The 17,514-nt window shown below is 47.6% G+C and carries 12 protein-coding genes and 1 pseudogene; 11 read left to right on the top strand and 2 right to left on the bottom strand.

The features are described from left to right. The first annotated feature begins 554 nt into the window (after positions 1 to 554). The gene (locus IAE30_RS07930) at positions 555 to 1,454 is read left to right on the top strand and encodes an integrase domain-containing protein (RefSeq protein WP_200679042.1); all 900 of its coding nucleotides are present in this window, start codon (positions 555 to 557) and stop codon (positions 1,452 to 1,454) included. A 65-nt stretch (positions 1,455 to 1,519) separates the two neighbouring features. On the opposite strand, the gene IAE30_RS07925 is transcribed toward IAE30_RS07930, so the two are convergent. Further along, positions 1,520 to 2,137 carry a recombinase family protein gene (locus IAE30_RS07925; RefSeq protein ID WP_200679040.1) on the bottom strand — a complete coding sequence of 206 codons (618 nt, stop codon included), beginning with the start codon at positions 2,135 to 2,137 and terminating at the stop codon, positions 1,520 to 1,522. 450 nt (positions 2,138 to 2,587) lie between these two features. On the opposite strand from IAE30_RS07925, the gene IAE30_RS07920 reads away from it, so the two are divergent. From IAE30_RS07920 to IAE30_RS07875, 10 genes are all read left to right on the top strand, one after another. After that, positions 2,588 to 5,353, top strand: coding sequence for a class I SAM-dependent DNA methyltransferase (locus tag IAE30_RS07920; RefSeq protein ID WP_200679038.1), 2,766 nt, complete (start codon positions 2,588 to 2,590; stop codon positions 5,351 to 5,353). Next, positions 5,350 to 7,395 (top strand): DEAD/DEAH box helicase, encoded by a 2,046-nt coding sequence (locus tag IAE30_RS07915; RefSeq protein WP_200679036.1) that lies wholly within the window; start codon positions 5,350 to 5,352, stop codon positions 7,393 to 7,395. The genes IAE30_RS07920 and IAE30_RS07915 overlap by 4 nt, the downstream gene beginning before the upstream one ends. Next, positions 7,388 to 8,566, top strand: a complete 1,179-nt coding sequence (locus tag IAE30_RS07910; RefSeq protein ID WP_200679034.1) for a GIY-YIG nuclease family protein — start codon at positions 7,388 to 7,390, stop codon at positions 8,564 to 8,566. The genes IAE30_RS07915 and IAE30_RS07910 overlap by 8 nt, the downstream gene beginning before the upstream one ends. 393 nt (positions 8,567 to 8,959) lie before the next feature. Continuing rightward, positions 8,960 to 9,328 carry a hypothetical protein gene (locus IAE30_RS07905; protein WP_200679032.1) on the top strand — a complete coding sequence of 123 codons (369 nt, stop codon included), beginning with the start codon at positions 8,960 to 8,962 and terminating at the stop codon, positions 9,326 to 9,328. An 88-nt stretch (positions 9,329 to 9,416) separates the two neighbouring features. Further along, complete coding sequence (locus tag IAE30_RS07900) at positions 9,417 to 9,782, top strand: hypothetical protein (protein WP_200679030.1); 366 nt, start codon at positions 9,417 to 9,419, stop codon at positions 9,780 to 9,782. 82 nt (positions 9,783 to 9,864) lie between these two features. Further along, a complete protein-coding gene (locus IAE30_RS07895; protein WP_200679028.1) occupies positions 9,865 to 10,500 on the top strand; it encodes a hypothetical protein in 636 nt (211 codons plus the stop codon). 110 nt (positions 10,501 to 10,610) lie between these two features. Beyond that, positions 10,611 to 11,597, top strand: coding sequence for an ArdC family protein (locus IAE30_RS07890; protein ID WP_200679026.1), 987 nt, complete (start codon positions 10,611 to 10,613; stop codon positions 11,595 to 11,597). A gap of 105 nt (positions 11,598 to 11,702) precedes the next feature. Beyond that, positions 11,703 to 12,635 (top strand): DUF1281 domain-containing protein, encoded by a 933-nt coding sequence (locus IAE30_RS07885; protein ID WP_200679024.1) that lies wholly within the window; start codon positions 11,703 to 11,705, stop codon positions 12,633 to 12,635. Between the two features lie 108 nt (positions 12,636 to 12,743). Further along, positions 12,744 to 13,427 (top strand): N-6 DNA methylase, encoded by a 684-nt coding sequence (locus IAE30_RS07880; protein ID WP_200679015.1) that lies wholly within the window; start codon positions 12,744 to 12,746, stop codon positions 13,425 to 13,427. Between the two features lie 506 nt (positions 13,428 to 13,933). Further along, positions 13,934 to 16,819: a TrlF family AAA-like ATPase gene (locus tag IAE30_RS07875; protein WP_370585522.1), complete on the top strand. Its 2,886-nt coding sequence runs from the start codon at positions 13,934 to 13,936 to the stop codon at positions 16,817 to 16,819. A 77-nt stretch (positions 16,820 to 16,896) separates the two neighbouring features. On the opposite strand, the pseudogene IAE30_RS07870 reads toward IAE30_RS07875, so the two are convergent. Beyond that, a pseudogene (locus IAE30_RS07870) lies at positions 16,897 to 17,184 on the bottom strand (tyrosine-type recombinase/integrase); the annotation flags it as partial. Between the last annotated feature and the right edge of the window lie 330 nt (positions 17,185 to 17,514).

Raw genomic sequence — 17,514 nt, 5'->3', positions numbered from 1 at the left:
TGAGTTTCGTACGACTTTTGCATCGACGGATAAGGCCATTTGGTACATTTGGCCGCTTACGGCGTTGCATTAGGAGCACGAAGCTGCGCGGCGTCACTTGTGAAGTGGCGAAGACACTACCAAGTGACGCGCGCAGCGCATAACGTCTCAACCCACGTACGACGTGGTTTTCAACGTTTTATTACAATCTGACCAACATGTAGCCCGCATCAGTACGGTTTTAAAATCACTTTTACATCAACGTAAGCACGACGGGAGGCCGTCTGAACGTTCAACTATCAGTAAGGAGGAAATCGACTCGGTATCGATGGCGACACTACGAGCAGTAGTGTTGGAGGCAGCTTGACGTAAGTCAGCTCTGCATAAGCAGCAAACAGATCAGAGATCTGGGGTGCCTCGCAAGAACTCAACAATTCGCCGCCCCGATGCACAGATACCAGTCGAGACGCAGGAAGCGCAAAAGCAACCGTGTCGTCGGGGAATGAATTGCTGGTCTACAGATCCGTCTGCTTCTCTACAAGCAGAGGGACGTGTATGCCTTTGGAGAGGGTGAAATGTCCAGATTCAGTAAACAGCTGTGCAAACAACTCGTCACTCTTGCCCGTCAGGGGCGGGGAAGTTATAAAACGGTGGCTGACCGTTCAAGAATTGCAGAACGTTTTTCTGAACGACTGTCTGAACTGAATATTCAGATCAGGGACGTAAAACATATTAAAACTTCCCATATTGAAAAGTATATTGAGAGCAGGAAGGCAGACAATTTGTCTCTAAGGACGTTACAGAATGAGATGTCGGCTATCCGTTCTGTTTTATTGTCAGCAGGAAGAAATAAACTGGCCGATCCCAGTCACACTAACCTAAGTAATCAGGCGCTCGGAATTTCTGGTGCTAACCGGGATGGAACTAAACTTCCTATTACAGACGAAAAACTTAATGCGGTGGTCAGCTTTGCTCAAAGAAAAGATGAAGGCGTTGCTCTTGCTGTGCAACTTTCCCGATATCTCGGATTGAGAACAGAAGAAACCGTTCAGTCTGCAAAGTCTTTAAAGACATGGAGGCAGGCACTGATTAATAATCATGAGCGTGTCCGTGTTGTTTTCGGGACTAAAGGCGGACGTCCAAGGGAAACGACAGTTTTTAATCGCGAAAAAGTTTTATCAATTCTTGATAAGGCAATTAATTATGTCAGTGAACATAATGGAAAACTGATTGATAAACCCTCTTTGCATACCGCTATTGAACGCTACCGTAATATTGTAAGAGAGGCAGGAATGTATGGTAAAAATGCGCCGCACAGTTTACGGTATGCTTACTCTCGCGATGCTGTGAATCATCACATTAAAAATGGAATGAGTCGTGATGAAGCCGAGGCATTAGTGTCGATGGATTTAGGGCATGGTGATGGCCGGGGGCGGTATATCAAACAGGTCTATTTTCGTGAGGAAACAGAATAGAATTTTTTACTCCTTACTTCAGGACGTAACGCCACAGCACAATCAGGGCTGTGGCTTATTAAAAACTAATCTGAATCCTTACATGCTCTGATAACTGTCATGCGTGATACGCCAGCAAGTCTTGCCGTTTCGTTTATTGACTTTCCATTTTCCTTACGAAGCGTTCTTATTAATTCATGTTTTTCCTTGTCTGCCAGCCTTCCCCTGTATTTCCCCTTTTCCCTGGCGCTTTTAATTCCCTCCATCTGTCTTCTGAGTCGATCTTCATAATCCTTACGGGCTATTGCTGCTAACATGTCCAGCATCATATTATTCACTGCACGAAGCATACTACTGGTAAAGTCATCTGTTGATGATGTGGAAAGGGCAAGGTGACTTGTAGGAAGGTCAAGGCTTATTATTGAAAGTGATTTTTCATTAATCATCTTTTTCAAAGATGCCCAGCCATTGTCATCCAGGCGTGAAAGCCGATCCACTTGTTCTATAAGTATCGCATCCCCTGGCTCTGTATCCTGAAGCAGTCTCATCAGCTCCGGTCGGTGCAATGCTGCACCTGAAGCATTTTCAACATACCAGCCAGCTATGCGATGGTTGTGTAATTGAGCAAAGTCCTTGAGCCTCGTTTTCGCACGCAACGCATCCTGTTCCTGAGTTGAAGCACGAAGATATCCAAATATGAACAAAGTCCCTCCGGTAGTAACATCAAGATAGTCACATTTTAGTCAGTATCATTTGAATAGTTACTTAATTATATTCTGTCAATAAACTGGACAGTATTTTACAGGTCTACCCTAAAGATACAGCATGGGCTCATGTTAATAACTTTTAAAGTTGTAGCAATTGCATTTCATCAAAAGACAATTCTTCATCAGCATATAGCAGACCTTACGCGCCATATGTCTGTTTACTGTGTGTTAGAAGCGGGCATCCCACATCTTTATTAGGATAGGTTAGTTAATGCGCCACTACAGTTTTCGTGAAGCTCCTACCGGGATTGAATCCGCTACAGAGCCGGATTCTATTCTGTTAAGCTTGCTGTCAAAAATTTTCAAAAAAAATGCAGGATAAGCCATGATTACACTGCACACTGGTAGCTGCAGGGCGGCCACATGCCAAAGGAGAGCTGTACGCAAATGAACGCCGTAGAAATTGAACAAGCCATAACGGATCTCGCGGAACAACCCTTTGAGCCCTCGGAGTTTCCTTATACATTTCTTGAAGCTTTTGGTAACAAAGCAACGACTATCAAACGCCTGCGCGCCGGCGCATCGAACAAGTCTGATTTGGGTGGTGTTCTTCAGAGTAGCAATATTCATATTCTCGTCTGCGAAGCTGGGTCGGTGACAGAGATGCTGGCCGCTCTCAAGGCCAGCCCGTCAACAAGCAAGGCCAAGGCCAAGTTCATTCTCGCCACGGATGGGAAAGACTTCGAAGCCGAAGATCTCACAAGCGGTCAGACTATCGCTTGCGCATTTAAAGACTTTCCCGACCACTTTGGTTTTTTTCTGCCTCTGGCGGGTATCAGCACAGTTCGCCAGATTAGCGAAAACGCCTTCGACATCCGCGCTACCAGCCGTCTAAACCGTCTGTATGTCGAATTACTGAAAGATAACCCTGAATGGGGCACTGCAGGGCGTCGTCACGACATGAACAAATTCATGGCGCGCCTAATTTTCTGCTTCTTCGCCGAAGACACTGAGATCTTTATCGGCAAGGGATCATTCACTGACACCATTGCGCAGATGAGTGATCGAGACGCTTCAAATACCCACGAGGTCATCGCCACGCTGTTCCGCGCGATGAATACCCTGCGCAATGAGCGAACTACCCTCGGTATTCCGCGCTGGGCTATCGATTTTCCTTACGTTAATGGTGCTTTGTTCTCAGGTAGTGATGAGGTTCCGCGTTTTAGCCGGATTGCACGTTCCTATTTACTGCATGTTGGTAATCTGGATTGGACCAGAATCAACCCAGACATCTTTGGATCGATGATTCAGGCCATTTCCGAAGACGAAGAACGCGGTGAGCTGGGCATGCATTACACCAGCGTTCCCAATATTTTGAAGGTGCTTAACCCTCTGTTTATTCAAGATTTGCGTACGAAGCTAGAAGAGGCTGGCGACAACCCGCGTGCCCTGCTTAACCTACGCAAACGTATCGCCAGAATAAGAATTTTCGACCCAGCTTGCGGTTCAGGCAATTTCTTGGTCATTGCTTATAAAGAAATGCGTGGCATTGAGGCGGAAATCAATCGGCGTCGTGGCGAGCCAGATATAAGATCGGAAATACCGATCACCAATTTTCGCGGGATCGAGCTCCGTGATTTTCCTGCAGAGATTGCGCGGCTTGCGCTGGTTATCGCCGAGTATCAGTGTGATGTGCTGTATAGAGGCTTGAAGCTAGCGTTGGCCGAGTTTCTACCCCTGCGAAACGATAACTGGATAACTTGTGGTAACGCGCTAAGAATTGACTGGTTGAGCGTTTGTCCTGCGACTGGAACGGGGGTGAAGTTGCAGGTCGATGACCTTTCTGAGGCGCCGCTCGATCAGGCGGAGATCGACTTCGCGAACGAAGGGGGGGAAACGTACATCTGTGGCAATCCCCCTTATGTTGGACGTCGCAATCAGACTGCTCTGCAGAAAGAGGAAATCAAGCTCGTACTTGGGAAGAAGGTTAAATCTAGTGCATCGCTGGACTATGTATTTTGCTGGATTGAGAAAGCTGCAGACTATGCGTTTCAGACACGTTGCAATTTCGCATTTGTAACAACAAACTCAGTGTCGCAGGGCACTCAAATTCCCATTTACTGGCCGCATTTGTTCTCAAAAGGTTTACGGATCAACTTTGCTCATCGTTCGTTTCGTTGGAGTAATAATGCATCCGACAACGCCGGAGTGAGCTGTGTAATTCTTGGAATTGGCCACCCACGGTTGCCTAAGATCATCTTCGATGATCTTCAGCGTTATGAGGTAGCCCACATCAATGCATATCTGACAAGCTCTGATGTGCAAGTAGTGGAAACAAGAAGTACTCCGATTTCACTTCTTGCTCGGATGAACTATGGAAACCTGCCCGGTGATGGAAATTTCTTGACGTTGAGCATGTCGGATCGAGACCGACTGCTACATGAGAACCCTAAGTTTGAGCGGATTATATTGCCGCTATACGGCGCTAAAGAGTTCATTCGGGGATTGCAACGCTATTGCTTATGGATTGACGAAGAAGATCTTGAATTTGCTCGTCAGAGTGAGTTTGTGCGGCGGCGGTTGGACGGTGTAAGAAGAATACGCGAGGAAAGCTGTGACTCGAGCTACAACGCGCTTGTGGACCGACCACATCAATTCCGTGACAGAAATTTAGCAACCAGATTGACCATTCTTGCGCCTACGGTGAGTTCTGAAGTTCGAGAGTACCTCCCGGTTGCGGTACTTCCTGGTCGGACGGGAACGACTAATCAGGCTTATGCGCTCTACGACGCTCCTCTCTGGAACATGGCAATTCTTACCAGCCGCTTACATCTGGTCTGGATCGCAACAGTATGCGGCAAGTTGGAAACGCGCTACCGCTACTCTAATACTCTCGGCTGGAACACTTTTCCTGTGCCGACGTTGACCGAGAAAAACAAAGCCGATCTCACCCGCTGTACCGAAGATATCCTGCTAGCACGTGAGCATCACTTCCCCGCGACCATTGCGGACTTGTACGACCCGGCAAACATGCCTGCTGACCTGCGAGCTGCGCATGACCGCAACGACGAAGTCCTTGAGCGCATCTACATCGGTCGTCGCTTTAAGAATGATACAGAGCGGCTTGATAAGCTGTTCGATCTCTATACCAAGATAGCTGCTTCGGCTGCACCGGCAAAGGGCAAGAAGCATAAAGCAGGAGCCAACATATGACCATCAAGGTTAAGTCAGTACCGTCCGTTTCAGTTTCTTACGCACGCAGCGGAGTATCGACTAGGGCCAATGTCCTTGGGATGCGGCCCATGCAAGAGCAGGCTTATGAGAAGCGCGGAGAACAATACCTCCTTATTAAGTCACCTCCCGCTTCCGGCAAAAGCCGTGCGCTGATGTTCATCGCACTCGATAAACTCGAAAACCAGGGGCTCAGGCAGGCAATTATCGTTGTACCGGAGAAATCCATCGGAGCAAGCTTTAATGATGAACCTCTGTCACAGTATGGCTTCTGGACCGATTGGCATGTTGAACCTAAGTGGAATTTGTGCAACGCGCCTGGTAACGACAACGGCGGTAAGGTGAAATCTCTCGGCGTTTTTCTTGATGGTGGTGATGAGGTGCTAGTTTGCACACATGCGACCTTTCGCTTCGCAGTTGATGCCTACGGCATAGAAGCATTTGATGACCGCCTGATTGCCATCGATGAATTTCATCATGTATCATCCAACCCAGATAACAAGCTCGGTCAGCATTTGGGGCAGTTCATCGCACGGGACAAAACGCATATCGTCGCAATGACTGGTTCTTACTTTCGGGGCGATGCTGAGGCTGTGCTAGCCCCGCAGGATGAATCTAGGTTCGATACCGTTACCTATACTTACTATGAACAGCTCAACGGTTACGAATACCTTAAGCAGCTCAATATCGGTTATTTTTTCTATAGCAACTCCTACGTCGATGACATCCTCAATGTCCTTGATCCTGCAAAGAAGACCATCATCCATATTCCGAACGTCAATTCACGCGAGAGTACTAAGGATAAGATCAAGGAGGTCGAGCACATTCTCGGTGAGCTTGGAGATTGGCAAGGAGCAGACCCTGCTACTGGTTTCCAACTAGTCAAATGCCTTGATGGCCGAGTGTTACGTATCGCTGACTTGGTGGACCCAACCAGCCAAGGTAAGATTCAGGAAAGCCTTCGTGCTGCCGAAATGAATACTGACCGTGACTATGTGGACATCATTATTGCATTAGGTATGGCGAAGGAAGGTTTTGACTGGATCTGGTGTGAACATGCACTGACTGTTGGCTACCGTGCCAGTTTGACTGAGATCGTACAGATCATCGGTCGCGCCACTCGCGATGCACCGGGTAAGACCAGCGCGAAATTTACTAACCTGATCGCCGAGCCGGACGCTGTAGAGGGCGCAGTCACCGAGGCAGTTAATGATACCTTAAAAGCCATTGCGGCAAGCCTGCTGATGGAGCAGGTACTGGCTCCACGCTTCGAGTTCAAGCCCAAGAATCCTGAAAGCGGCCCGACTCCAGGTTTTGACTATGGCGATGGAGGGTATGACCCGGATAGCTGTAATGTTGGTGTTGATGAGGAGACTGGGACGTATCAAATTGAGATTAAGGGACTTACCGAGCCCAAAAGTAAAGAAGCAGCACGCATCTGTCAGGAAGATCTAAACGAGGTGATCGCGGCCTTCGTGCAGGATAAGCCTGCCCTCGAACGAGGTCTATTCGATGAAGAACTGATTCCCGAAGAATTAACACAGGTTCGTATGGGTAAGATCGTCAAAGAAAAATATCCTGAACTTGACGCTGAAGATCAGGAGGCAGTGCGTCAGCACGCTATCGCCGCCCTTAACCTCACACAGCAGGCCAAGCAGCTTATCACCAAAGAGAACGATGGGACGCTTAATACTGCACTTATCGACGGAGTGCGTCGCTTTGCGATGGACGTACGCGATTTAGACATAGATCTTATCGACCGCATCAACCCCTTCGGGGAAGCCTATGCCATCCTTGCTAAGACGATGAGCGAAGATAGTTTGAAGCAGGTCGCGGCGGCCATCTCCGCTAAGCGCACCTCGATTACGCCTGAAGATGCTAAAGTGATCGCTAAGCGTGCTGCTGAATTCAAGCGTGAACGTGAGCGACTTCCATCGTTAACTTCGTCGGATGCGTGGGAAAAACACCTTGCCGAAGGAGCAGCAGCGTTTATGCGTTTCAGGGCGGAGGGGCGTTATGAGTAATTCTGATTTAGACTATTTGGCCGGCGAACTTGCCGAGTTTGCACCACCTGAGAAGAAAAAAGGACGTCCAGCTACCGAGGAGCGCATCATCGGCGGTTTTGAGGAGATTCAGCGCTTCACTGAGCAGCATAGGCGTGTGCCTCAACATGGTGAAGATCGTGATGTCTTCGAGCGCCTCTATGCTGTGCGACTCGACCGTCTACGCAATCTTCCAGACTGCCGTGCTTTGCTTCAGCCGCTGGATCATCAGGGCTTATTGATCGGAGGGGGTGAGGTAGCGGAGTCAGCGGACGAAATTATCGATATCGATAATTTGGCTGCCGAACTGGCTGATGTTACCAGCCAGGACGATATCACAGTCTTACGTCATGTTCGTGCTAGTGCCGAAAAGCGTGCTGTTCAAGGGATCGCGGATCGCAAGCCGTGCGAGGATTTTGATGCGTTTAAACCGCTATTTGAGCAGGTGCGCAGTGATCTAAGTTCAGGGTTGAGAGTAACCCGACCTTTTGGGCAGTATGCAACGATTGAAGTAGGCCATTGGTTCATCCTAGATGGTCAAACGGCTTATGTGGTTGAGGAAGGTGAAGAGTTTGATTCGCCACAGGGGAAGAAAGATGCTCGGTTGCGTGTCGTTTACTCAAATGGTACGGAAAGCAACTTACTTCGACTGTCATTGGTTCGTGCTTTGTATAAAGATGAAACAGCACGCCGAATTTCCGATCCAGATATGGGGCCTTTATTCAGCGATGCTTTAGAAGAGAACGATCTAGAAAGTGGCACCATTTATGTGTTGCGTTCTCTATCTGATAACCCTTATGTGGCATCACATCGTGACGTCATTCACAAGATTGGTGTGACTGGCGGCAAAGTTGAGACTCGTATCGCTAATGCTGAACACGATTCCACCTATCTGTTGGCGAAGGTCGAGGTGGTAGCCTCATACAAGCTGGCAGGCATCAACCGAGCTCGGATGGAAAACCTGTTTCACAGGCTGTTCGCACCCTCTCGGCTTAGCATCACTATTAATGACCGTTTCGGCCATCCTGTGCACCCCGAAGAATGGTTTCTCGTTCCGTTGTTCGTCATAGACGAAGCTGTTGCACGTATCAAGGATGGTAGCATTATCGGATACGTTTACGACCCCATGGCTGCGAAGTTAGTCAAAGTATAAGACACCGAAATATATAAATAATCCTAGCCGTAGTATTGTGCCAGTTCGTCAGTTGACATAATCACTATTTGCTCTGAAAATGAATATGCTTACTCGTTGCTTCGTGCAACCAGCTAATGCTCCGGTAGTCTGAGAGGAGCGCCTTCGGGTGACTGCCAGCCAACGTTTCACCGGCCTGAGAGAAACACCTTCGGGTGGCCGGAAAATCCTCATTGCCTGAGAGAGGATACCTTCGGGTGGTAAATCCGTTTAACCTCTGGAAACGGAGATCACTGAACAGTGATTGAGGTCATTTCAACTAATCAGACAGTCAGAATGTCATTTTTTCTGACTCCCCGACGGGAAACACTTCCCGATCGGGCAGGTGTTTCCTTTTTTTTATGGAGAAACATCATGTCTGTCATCTCTTCTGCGGTTTTCCCTGAACACCTTCTTACGCAACTTCAGCAGTCTGCCGACGCATCTGTCCGGAGATTAAAATCTCTCTTTTATCTGCGCCGCAACAGCGGCTGGTATGTCAACGGCTCGGGCAATTATGCCGTTCGTGCGTATATCACCTCCGTCAAAGACCAGGGCGTCAGGGTCTTTCTTACCGTCCGTACCGGGTGCCACCGCGCTGAGTATGTGTTTCACCGTCTGCCGGTTTCCTTTCCTGAGGGAATGACAGGTCGCCGGAACGCATACCGTTATGCCTGCCGTCAGGCACAGCACCTGGCACACCTGCGCTATCGTTTCCTTATATGCTCTGAACTGAAAGGCTGATAGCTGTCAGCCAGCAAATGTTGTGGACCCTGACGGGGATATCTCTCCGTCGGAGGGGATATCCCGTTATTTAACTGAGGATATACCCATGTACGCAGACGTTTACGCACTCAAAACACCTCTGGACACACTCAGCTGGCTTTGCCTGCTTGAGAGTGAGCTTCTGAGCATCAGGGCATTTCAGCGTCTCGGCCTTCATACGGACCGGGATGAACCGAATGAGCTGACGTATCCGGAAGAAGCCATCATTAACGCCGGCACAGCCTATGGCTGGTTTGTCTGTTTTCTCAGGGACGGTGATATTCCACCGCTGCCTGCCTCTGCCAGAGAACTGCTCTGCACCCTTGACGGTCTCGGTAAAGAAATTAACCGGCCTTTCTGGGAGCAGGCTGTGGCCCGCAGGCAGGATGAGGCCTGTGGTGACAAAGCTATCGCCGCCCTCGAAATGATGTAATCAGACAGAGCACACCCTGACGGGGATTGACTCCCGTCCGGGGGATAAATCCCCCTTTTTTTTCTTTGCGGAGGATTTATCAATGAAACACCTGTCTTCTTCCCCGGCTTCCATGTCGGTTGTTTATACCATTGAGCACGTCAGCACGGTTCCGTTACGTCACTGGCATGCTTTCGTTCTGGCCGTCACAGAAACGTTCTGGCAACTGCCGGTGCGCCTGCGTCCTGGAAATATGTATCTGCCTTCGCTTAATCGCGCGGCTGACCTGTTTCCGGTTGCTGATGTCATGGCGTTCTGTGGTGATACAGGCGGCAGTTTCTGGCCGGTCAACATGACCATTGAGCGGGAGCGCAACAACAATACGCTGAGTATCCAGGAGCTGGATTTTCAGCATCAGCCCTGCGATTTCTTTGCGCGTGTGGTGATGGTCCTGCTGCACAACCTGTGTCCGGGCAGCTTCCGGATACATTCTTCTGACGAAGGCCGCAGCTGGGCAATACCGTTGCGCTGGATTGAGCGCCATATTGGTCTGCCTGAGCATCCGTCACTGACAACGCCTCAGCCGGTACTGCAAACGCCGGTGAGTGAGGGCGCGTTTGATTCCCTGCTGCTGCAGCTGCTGTCCGGTGGTGAGCGGGTGCTGAGCAGTGAGGACTGGAATGCCTTCGTGCTGGCGGAATTCCATCTGTACGAACTGAAGCGCGTCACTGAAAACTGACCCGCTGTAATCTCTTATCTTTCGCTCACCCCCGAGTGAGTGTTCCCATTGACGGGCGTATCTCTGCGCCCGCCGGCGCAGGGGTATGCCTCCGATTAAAGGTATATCTCATGAAAAAAACTACTTCACGTAAGGCGGTCAGCCGCCCGGCAAAACAGACTGATCTCTATCGCCAGATAACCGACCGTATCGTCGTCGCGCTGGAAAACGGTGTCGCACCCTGGCGTAAGCCGTGGCGTGCAGCTGCCGGCAGCGGTCTGGCCGGACTCCCCCTGAATGCAACAACCGGACGTCACTACAGCGGTGTGAATGTCCTGCTTCTCTGGATGTCAGCGGAAGAGCAGGGTTTTCGCAATGACCGCTGGCTGACTTACCGGCAGGCGCAGCAGGCCGGCGGCCAGGTGCGTAAGGGTGAGAAAGCCACCCTGGCCGTGGTGTACAAGGACTGGACGAAACAGGCGGAGGACCGTGAGGGCAACCGCCTTTATGACAGTGACGGCAAACCGCTGACGGAAACCGTGCCGATGCTTAAACCCCTGCAGCTGTTCAACGCTGAGCAGTGTGAGGGGTTGCCGGCAGAGGTGGCGGCTTCACCTGAGCAACCGCCGGCGGTGGATGAGGACGGCATACTCAGTCCGGACGTGATGGACAGGGTGGTCCGGATGTTTAACGCCTCAGGGGTTAAGCACCGGACGCTGCCTCAGAACCGGGCTTATTACCGCCCGCTGACGGATGAAATTGTGATGCCAATGGCAGGGCAGTTTTTTACGGAAGCGGACTGGTGGTCCACGCTGCTGCATGAGCTGGTACACAGCACCGGTCATGCGAAACGACTTAACCGGGAGGGGATAACCTCTTCATCCCGGCAGTTCGGGGACCCGGTGTATGCCTTTGAAGAGCTCATCGCCGAGATGGGCAGTGCGTTTTTGTGTGCCCAGCTCGGCGTATCCGGTGAGGTTCAGCACGACAGCTATGTGGACCACTGGCTGAAGGTGCTGAAATCTGACAAAAAGGCCCTGTTCCGCGCTTGCCGGCATGCCCGGGAAGCGTCGGAATACCTGCTGGCACTGCCTGAACGTCAGGCTGTGGCGGCGTAAGTAACTTATCCGGTGGCGGTTATTTCGTAACTGTCACCGTCCCGTGAGGACACCGCTCCTCACGGGGCTGTGTCCTCTTTTTTTCATGAAAGAGGAGTATTCACTATGTCCGAATGGTGTCATAACCGCCTGGAAATTACCGGTAAATCCGTCTGTATCGATGTTTTGCTGCAGTGGATAAACGGGACTGACGTCCCGCGTCACCGCCATGCCGTGCAGCAGAGCATACAGCTGTTTCTGGCCGGCGCGGCGGGGATACTCAAGCCGGTGCGCACCACGTCGTATCCGCCTTTTCAGGGGCTGGTCCGTGCAGGCACAGGACTCTCCACTGCGGCCAGCCAGGCGTTTGAAAGCTGGCTGGCATTGTTGCTGAAGGATGCCGTCCTTGATGCGGAAACCATCCGGGCCATTGACCGGCTGTATCACCAGTCAGGTCTCGGCGCGCTGAAGTGGGAGAATACACCCGCCCCGGCACGTGAGATTATGGCGGAGCTGATTGCCAGGCAATATACCGACTGGTTTGGTCTGGTCAGTGCCGGCGATGAGTCTGATACCGCAACTGCCTGGGAACGGCTCAGCCAGTATCCTGAACGCTCCCAGCCCTGCGACATGCTGGCCGTCATACCCTCCCGTCTGGCTGCAGAGCTGAACGGGGCCGGTGGGCTGATGTCCGGTGTGTCGACCACAACCAGCCTCTACTGCCGGCAGTACGGTATGGAGTGGCCGGCCGGGCACAATGTCAGCTGGCAGCGACATTCGCCAAACAGTCTGACGCTGCAGATGGATACGCCCTGGCTCCCGCCGTCAGGTGAGGTCGTCGGGGAAATCTCAGCGGTGTTTGACTGCGAGGTGCGTCACAGCTTCAGCGAGCCCGTGAGCGGCCTCAGCGGATACGACTGCTATGACGGTGGTGAACATGTTGACGGACATAAAGGCGCGTCCGGCGCGCCTCAGTCCGGTCAGGTGCTTTATCTGGTCAGCGATGAGCCCGCTTCACCGGTTCAGGACGCTGCATCATATCGTGAGGTCAGGGGTTAAAAGCCTGCGCCTCCGTTAATCCCGCCACGGCACTGCCGTGGCTTTTTTTACCCTCAGGGGACACGTCCCCTGGTCAGGGTGCGTGTCCCTTTTTTTATGGAGAAACGCATGCCTGACATGATTAACCACGAAAAAGCCTTTGTTAAATTGTTCAGTCAGACGGCCCGGTATCATCACCGGTTCAAAGTGTTTGAAGACTTCATCAGCTGCAGCGTCATCGCGCTGGAAAACCGGCTTCACTTCAGTGAAATACGGGAACAAAAGTATCTGCGTATAGTCGGTGGATACGAAAAGGAGGACGTCACGCGCATGGCGCAGCTGCTTGCCCACGTTGTTAACGGGCTGGGTGACGCGCCGGGAGACTTCCTTGGCCGCGTCTTTATGCAGCTGGAGCTGGGTGACAAATACAGGGGGCAGTTTTTCACGCCCTGGGACGTGGCCAGAATGATGGCGGCCATGCAGCTGGGCGACACGGAAGCGTTGTTCCGTGACAAACCCTTCGTCACCCTGAGTGAACCTGCGTGCGGGGCCGGCTGCATGGTGCTGGCATTTGCTGATGTTCTGCAAAAGGCAGGGTGGCCACCGCACCGGTATCTGTGGGTCTCCGCGACAGATATCGATCCGCTTGCGGCCGGAATGGCTTATATACAGCTTTCACTGTGCGGGATTGCCGGGGAAGTGGTGGTAGGTAACACCCTGGCGAATGAGCGACGCCGGATACTCCACACACCCGGGCACTATCTTGGCGGCTGGCCTGTTCGTCTGGATCCACGTCACTTTCAGGCAGCGTAATCATAACCACACGCTCCCGACCGGGAGCGTTTTTTATGATTGTGGGGAAATACCCGACTACTCGACACAATGAATTACTCAACGGTTTATTTAAATGGGGCAATGAATATCTGCGCGGAATAGTGCTTCACTTTTTGCCAGTCCATGTAGTGCAGGGCATCAGGGCTGTTTCCTGTGCCTGACCGTACGACATTGAGCTTGAGATATGTTGCCCATAAGCAACATGCCACCCAACAGCTAACAGCAAGTTTAGCGGTTTCAGGTGCAACTAATTACTAAGAAGATTAGGCTTGCTCTCTTTTCATGTGGACATGTACCTACCCGACGTTATCGTAAAAAATCCTTAATGGTTTGATGAAAAACAATCGCATTTCTCAATGTGTGGTTGTAAATTATTTTTGGTCAGTGATAACAAAATGCTGTCTAAATAAACAGTGCATTAGGGTGTGCATCTAAAACCTAAGTAGAGCATTCTGATGCGTCAATTTAATCCTTTGGGGGTTGTTATGGAATTATCAAGAGGATCTGAATGGCGGAAGTGGGATTTTCATGTGCATACGCCAGCTTCAGTACTTAATAATCAATTTGGAGATTGGGATTTTTACGTTCAAGAGCTATTTAAAGCAGCAATTAAAGAAGGTGTTCAGGCGATTGGTATTACTGACTACTATATACCAGAAGGTTACAAGAAGATTAAAAAAGATTATCTTAATAATGAATGTAAATTAAAGGAGTTATTCACAGGTTCAGAAATTGAGTTGATACGTAATATATATATATTCCCAAACATTGAGTTCAGGATAAGTAAGTTACTAACAAGCGATAAGGAAACTAAGGGTTGGGGTAATAAATTTAATTATCACCTATTGCTTTGCGGTGATTTGGATATTGATTGCATTGAAAGTGATATTATTTCCCAACTAAGTATTGAATATGATGCAGATATTGGAGATGCGACAGAAAGGAGGCCTTTAACTAAACGTAACATCGAAGAGTTTGGTCATCGTCTCAAAGCAGAACATTCTAAATTTAAAGGAAGTGATTTTTACATTGGTGCGTGCAATGCTTCAATAAATGAGTCTGACTTGGCAAAGATATTAAAAAATAATAGTCGCTTTAATAATAAGTACATGTTGGGAATCCCAAGTGATGAGGATTTAAGCCAAGTTAGCTGGGACTCGCAAAGCCATAGTATTAGGAAAAACTTGATAAAACAATCTCATTTTATTTTCAGTTCAAACGCTAAAACAATTAGTTTTATGTTGGGAGAATATAATAAAGAACTACATGTAAATGAATTTGGTGCGATTAAACCATGCCTGTGGGGATCAGATGCACATTCTTTAGAAGAGCTTTTTAAACCAGATTTGAATAGATGTACATGGGTTAAAGCTGATCTGAGTTTTTCAGGATTAAAACAAGTTGTATATGATCCAGAATCTAGAGTGAGAATTCAAGAAAATAACCCACAACAGAAGAGTGATTATCAAATTATTAAACGCGCTAGGTTTATTGATAAATCTCATAACAAAAAATTTACAAATGAATGGATAAATTTCAATGCAGATTTGAATACTATAATTGGCGGTAAATCTTCTGGTAAATCTCTATTGTTATATAATTTGGCAAAAGCTAATAATAAGGTGGAGGTGGTCGAGAAAATGGCTCTTGCCAAAATGCAGCCATATCCTCAGTCTCATTCTTACGACTTTGAGGTTGAGTGGAATAATGGTGAAGTATGTACGTTATCTGATGAAAAAACAAAACCCATAACATATATACCTCAGCTATACATTAATCAACTTGCTGAAAAAGAGGGTAAGAATGATCTGAATGAATTAATTAGCAAGGTTTTATGTCAGAGGGAAACGTTCAAATCAGAATCAGACGCGATTAGAAGTGAAATTTCTGATAACAATATCAATATATCCACTAAGTTAAGCGAGCTTTTTTCTTGCATTGAACAATACAATATACTTAAAAAAGAGTCTCTCGAAATTGGATTAAAAGGTGATATAGAAAAGGAAATAAGAGAACTTAATGGCCAAGCAGAGGAGATTAGAAAAAAGTCAGGTTTTTCAGAGGCAGAACAAAAAGTATACTCTGAATTGACGTCTCGAAGTAAAACTATACTTAACCGGAAACAGTTTCTGATAGACTTTGATAAGATTACAAGAGATATCATTTTTTCATACGAGAAGAACTCACCAAGTTCATTTTTAAACTTATTGTCACTTATTAAGAAAGATGTTAGATACGACACAAATTCAAAAGCATTGAATAATTATTTCGAACTCATAAAATCAACCTTGCAGTCCGTATTCCCTACTATAGAGTCAAAATTAAGAGATAAAGTTAAAAAAATACCCTATTGGATAGAAAAAATCACAGCTGAAAATTTAAAGATAAATGAGCGATTACTTCCTTTTACAACAAAGGTGAAAGAGCAGTCAAAGCTAAAAGAGATAAATGAAAAGCTTATCGTAGAAAATACAAAGTTGAAGCGTATCGTCGAAAAGCAGACTGAAATAGATAAGCAAACTCAGATAGGAATTGATGTTAAAGCATCACTACAAAAAAGTTATCAATCTGTAATGGATGGTTATGGCTCTATAGTTTCATTAGTCAATGACCCAATAAACTCCTTCGATGATGAAATTACAGTTAGAGCAGAAGTGACTTATGATAACGAGAAGTTTAATGCCTTCTTAGACTTATTTGACCGTAGAACTAATTTATTAGACTTCATGGTAGGACTTTTAGATGAAAAAGGAAATATTCAGTACGATCACGGTACTCATGCAAAAAAAATAACGGCAGTTTATGATAAGATCAGATTGGGTAAGGATTTACCTAATCTTAAAAGTGGCATAACTACTCAAGATCTTCTAAGTAAGTTATATTCAGATTTTTTTAGGATCGATTATTCTGTTTTCTATAAAAATGATGAGATACTTGAAATGTCACCTGGCAAAAGGGGGTTGGTGCTTATGAGTGTTTTATTACATCTGAGTAACTCAGAGCATCCTATATTAATTGATCAGCCAGAAGATAACTTAGATAATAGGACGATATATGACCAACTGAAGGGTTACATTAGAAGCAAGAAACGTGATAGACAAATAATCATGGTAACGCATAATGCTAATCTGGTTGTTTCAACGGACGCTGAGTGCATCATTGTGGCCAACCAATCGGGACAGCAAGCTGGGAACGAAAATGAAAAATATCAATTTGAATACAATTTTGGTTCATTGGAGAATAATGAAATAGACCCGAATAGAAAAGGCATCCTTTTTGAAAGCACGATTAGAGATCATGTCTGCCATATTCTTGAGGGGGGCGTGAAAGCATTTAAAGAGCGAGAAATAAAATACGGCATGAAACATTAATTTGAAGAAGTGACTATATAATAGTCACTTTTAATTGATCAGCGATAAGAATTCCCCCACAAATTCTTTAGCTCGATTCATTTATTAAAATCGGTGGAGCGGTTATACACTCGCCTTGCTTCGTTTTTTTCACTATGAACAAGGGCCGTATCTGTAACATAAGCATTGCATCTATGTTCGTTTTGAGCAGTGCTTGCTATAGAACGCAATCCATGTGCGATCAGTCTGCCGCCGTATCCTACACGTTTCAAAGCAGCATTTGCAGTTTGACTGTTCATCGGCTGTTTTGGAATATTCCTACAAAATAGCTGCGTGGGGTAGTTCTCCACTTTTTGCCAGCCCATGCAGTGCAAGGCATCAGGGCTGGTTAAAGAGGCTGACCGTGCTACACTGAACTGGAGATATATTGCTCATATGCAACATGCCATGCCCCCCATCAGTAAATGGCAGTTGAAGCGGTATTAGACGTAGCTATTTAATCTCTGATGACTTTATTTTTAGTATTTGTTTACGCAGGGTTTCAAAATCATCTGAGTGACTGACGGGCATGCCAGTGATTAGAATTTATAATGATTTATCTGTCCCGGCGCTTTATTCTTTTACCGTTGTTTTAACACATATCATATAGTTTTAATGTGTTATGAATTCATTTATGATTCAGAGACAACTATCGAAAGAAGGCAATTCGAAGATAA

Source organism: Pantoea sp. S61 (genome assembly GCF_016625145.1).
Lineage (GTDB): Bacteria > Pseudomonadota > Gammaproteobacteria > Enterobacterales > Enterobacteriaceae > Pantoea > Pantoea rwandensis_B.
The sequence above is the reverse complement of the archived record's forward strand: the minus strand, read 5'-3'. Positions and strand labels throughout refer to the sequence as shown.

Excerpts from the sequence above, each read along its gene's own strand:
- IAE30_RS07915 (WP_200679036.1), top strand. The coding sequence starts at position 5,350 with ATGACCATCAAGGTTAAGTCAGTACCGTCCGTTTCAGTTTCTTACGCA.
- IAE30_RS07900 (WP_200679030.1), top strand. The coding sequence starts at position 9,417 with ATGTACGCAGACGTTTACGCACTCAAAACACCTCTGGACACACTCAGC.
- IAE30_RS07880 (WP_200679015.1), top strand. The coding sequence starts at position 12,744 with ATGCCTGACATGATTAACCACGAAAAAGCCTTTGTTAAATTGTTCAGT.
- IAE30_RS07895 (WP_200679028.1), top strand. The coding sequence starts at position 9,865 with ATGAAACACCTGTCTTCTTCCCCGGCTTCCATGTCGGTTGTTTATACC.
- IAE30_RS07905 (WP_200679032.1), top strand. The coding sequence starts at position 8,960 with ATGTCTGTCATCTCTTCTGCGGTTTTCCCTGAACACCTTCTTACGCAA.
- IAE30_RS07885 (WP_200679024.1), top strand. The coding sequence starts at position 11,703 with ATGTCCGAATGGTGTCATAACCGCCTGGAAATTACCGGTAAATCCGTC.
- IAE30_RS07910 (WP_200679034.1), top strand. The coding sequence starts at position 7,388 with ATGAGTAATTCTGATTTAGACTATTTGGCCGGCGAACTTGCCGAGTTT.
- IAE30_RS07890 (WP_200679026.1), top strand. The coding sequence starts at position 10,611 with ATGAAAAAAACTACTTCACGTAAGGCGGTCAGCCGCCCGGCAAAACAG.
- IAE30_RS07920 (WP_200679038.1), top strand. The coding sequence starts at position 2,588 with ATGAACGCCGTAGAAATTGAACAAGCCATAACGGATCTCGCGGAACAA.
- IAE30_RS07930 (WP_200679042.1), top strand. The coding sequence starts at position 555 with ATGTCCAGATTCAGTAAACAGCTGTGCAAACAACTCGTCACTCTTGCC.
- IAE30_RS07875 (WP_370585522.1), top strand. The coding sequence starts at position 13,934 with ATGGAATTATCAAGAGGATCTGAATGGCGGAAGTGGGATTTTCATGTG.